The sequence below is a fragment of the Variovorax sp. WDL1 genome (assembly GCF_001541225.1).
Classification (GTDB): domain Bacteria; phylum Pseudomonadota; class Gammaproteobacteria; order Burkholderiales; family Burkholderiaceae_C; genus Variovorax.
Window position 1 is genome coordinate 38,280 of the sequence record NZ_LMTS01000056.1, and the last position, 2,924, is coordinate 41,203.

Sequence of the window (2,924 nt, forward strand, 5' to 3'; positions counted from 1 at the left end):
CGGTCCAGCAGCTGATCGCCGCCTACCGCAACGTCGGTGCGCGCTGGGCCGACCTCGATCCGCTCAAGCGCACGGAGCGCCCGGCGATCCCCGAGCTCGAGCCCTCGTTCTACGGCTTCACCGATGCCGACCTCGAGACGGTGTTCAACACGAGCAACACCTTCTTCGGCAAGGACACGATGTCGCTGCGCGACCTGCTCAACGCGCTGCGCGAGACCTACTGCGGCACGATCGGCGCCGAGTACATGTACATGACCGACCAGGCGCAGAAGCGCTGGTGGCAGCAGCGGCTCGAAAGCGCGCGGACCAACCCCAAGCTGAGCACCGAGGAGAAGAAGCGCGTGCTCGAGCGCCTGACGGCCGCCGAAGGCCTTGAGCGCTTCCTCCACACCAAGTACGTCGGCCAGAAGCGCTTCTCGCTGGAAGGCGGCGAGAGCTTCATTGTCTCGATGGACGAGCTGATCAACCAGGCCGGCACCAAGGGTGTGCAGGAGATCGTGATCGGCATGGCCCACCGCGGGCGCCTCAACGTGCTGGTCAATTCGCTGGGCAAGATGCCGGCCGACCTGTTTGCCGAGTTCGACCACACGGCGCCCGAGGAGCTGCCCAGTGGCGATGTCAAGTACCACCAGGGCTTCAGCTCCGACGTCTCGACGCCCGGCGGCCCGGTGCACCTGAGCCTGGCCTTCAATCCGTCGCACCTCGAGATCGTGAACCCGGTGGTCGAGGGCTCGGTGCGTGCCCGCATGGACCGCCGCGCCGACCCGCTGGGCAAGCAGGTGCTGCCCGTGATCGTGCATGGCGATGCCGCCTTCGCGGGACAGGGCGTGGTCATGGAAACGCTGGCGCTGGCGGAGACCCGCGGCTACTCCACCGGCGGCACGGTGCACATCGTGATCAACAACCAGATCGGCTTCACCACCAGCGACCCGCGCGACAGCCGCTCGACGCTGTACTGCACCGACATCGTCAAGATGATCGAGGCGCCGGTGCTGCATGTGAACGGCGACGACCCTGAAGCCGTGGTGCTGGCCACCCAGCTGGCCCTGGACTTCCGCATGGAGTTCCAGAAGGACGTGGTGGTCGACATCGTCTGCTTCCGCAAGCTGGGCCACAACGAGCAGGACACCCCCTCGCTGACCCAGCCGCTGATGTACAAGAAGATCGTCGCCCACCCCGGCACGCGCAAGCTCTACGCCGACCGGCTCGCCGCCCAGGGCCTCGGCGACACGCTCGGCGACGACCTGGTGAAGGCGCAGCGCGCCGCCTTCGACGCCGGCAAGAACACCACCAACCCGGTGCTCACCAACTTCAAGAGCAAGTACGCGGTCGACTGGAGCCCTTTCCTCAACAAGAAGTGGACGGATGCCGGCGATACGGCCATTCCGCTGGCGGAGTGGAAGCGCCTGGCCGAGCGCATCACCAAGGCGCCCGAGAAGTTCACCGTGCACCCGCTGGTCAAGAAGGTGCTGGACGACCGTGCGGCCATGGGCCGTGGCGAAATCAATGTCGACTGGGGCATGGGCGAGCACATGGCCTTCGCATCGCTGGTGGCCAGCGGCTATCCGGTGCGCCTCTCGGGCGAGGACAGCGGCCGCGGCACCTTCACCCACCGCCATGCCGTGCTGCACGACCAGAACCGCGAGAAGTTCGATGAAGGCACCTACGTGCCGCTGCAGAACGTGGCAGACAACCAGGCGCCCTTCGTGGTCATCGACTCCATCCTGTCGGAAGAGGCGGTGCTGGCCTTCGAATACGGCTATGCGTCGAACGACCCCAACACGCTGGTGGTCTGGGAGGCGCAGTTCGGCGACTTCGCCAACGGCGCGCAGGTCGTGATCGACCAGTTCATCGCCTCGGGCGAGGTCAAGTGGGGCCGCGTCAACGGCATCACCCTGATGCTGCCGCACGGCTATGAAGGGCAGGGCCCCGAGCACAGCTCGGCGCGCCTGGAGCGCTTCATGCAACTGTCGGCCGATACCAACATGCAGGTCGTTCAGCCCACCACCGCGAGCCAGATCTTCCACGTGCTGCGCCGCCAGATGGTGCGCAGCCTGCGCAAGCCGCTGATCATCATGACGCCCAAGTCGCTGCTGCGGAACAAGGACGCGACCTCGCCGCTGTCGGAGTTCACCAAGGGCAGCTTCCAGACCGTCATTCCCGACAGCAAGGACCTGAAGGCCGACAAGGTCAAGCGCGTGATCGCCTGCTCGGGCAAGGTCTACTACGACCTGGCGAAGAAGCGCGAGGAGAAGGGCAGCGACGACGTGGCGATCATCCGCGTCGAGCAGCTCTACCCCTTCCCGCACAAGGTCTTCGGCGCCGAACTCAAGAAGTACCCCAATCTCGTCGACGTGGTGTGGTGCCAGGACGAGCCGCAGAACCAGGGCGCCTGGTTCTTCGTGCAGCACAACATCCACGAGAACCTGCTGGATGGCCAGAAGCTCGGCTACTCGGGTCGCGCCGCCTCGGCGTCGCCCGCGGTCGGCTACTCCCACCTGCACCAGGAGCAGCAGAAGGCGCTGGTCGACGGCGCCTTTGCCAAGCTCAAGGGCTTCGTGCTGACCAAGTAGAACAACCTCACTCAAGAAACACGAAGCGAAGCGAATACCAAAATGTCCATCGTTGAAGTCAAAGTCCCCCAGTTGTCCGAGTCCGTGGCCGAGGCCACGATGCTGCAATGGAAGAAGAAGCCCGGCGAAGCTGTCGCCGTCGATGAAATCCTGATCGAGATCGAGACCGACAAGGTCGTGCTGGAGGTGCCGGCACCTTCCGCCGGCGTGCTGGCCGAGATCGTCGCCGGCGACGGCGCCACGGTCGTCGCCGAGCAGGTGATCGCGAAGATCGACACCGACGCCAAGGCCGGAGCCGCCGCGCCCGCCGCCGCACCGGCGGCGCCTGCCGCCGCACCCGCGCCGACACCC

The 2,924-nt window shown here is 65.9% G+C and carries 2 protein-coding genes; both read left to right on the forward strand.

The features are described from left to right. The coding region (locus APY03_RS08715) for a 2-oxoglutarate dehydrogenase E1 component (RefSeq protein ID WP_232324197.1) at positions 1-2,573 on the forward strand (2,573 nt) is incomplete at its 5' end. A 42-nt stretch (positions 2,574-2,615) separates the two neighbouring features. Continuing rightward, a partial coding sequence (locus APY03_RS43465; RefSeq protein WP_332307380.1) for a biotin/lipoyl-containing protein occupies positions 2,616-2,924 on the forward strand: 309 nt, incomplete at its 3' end.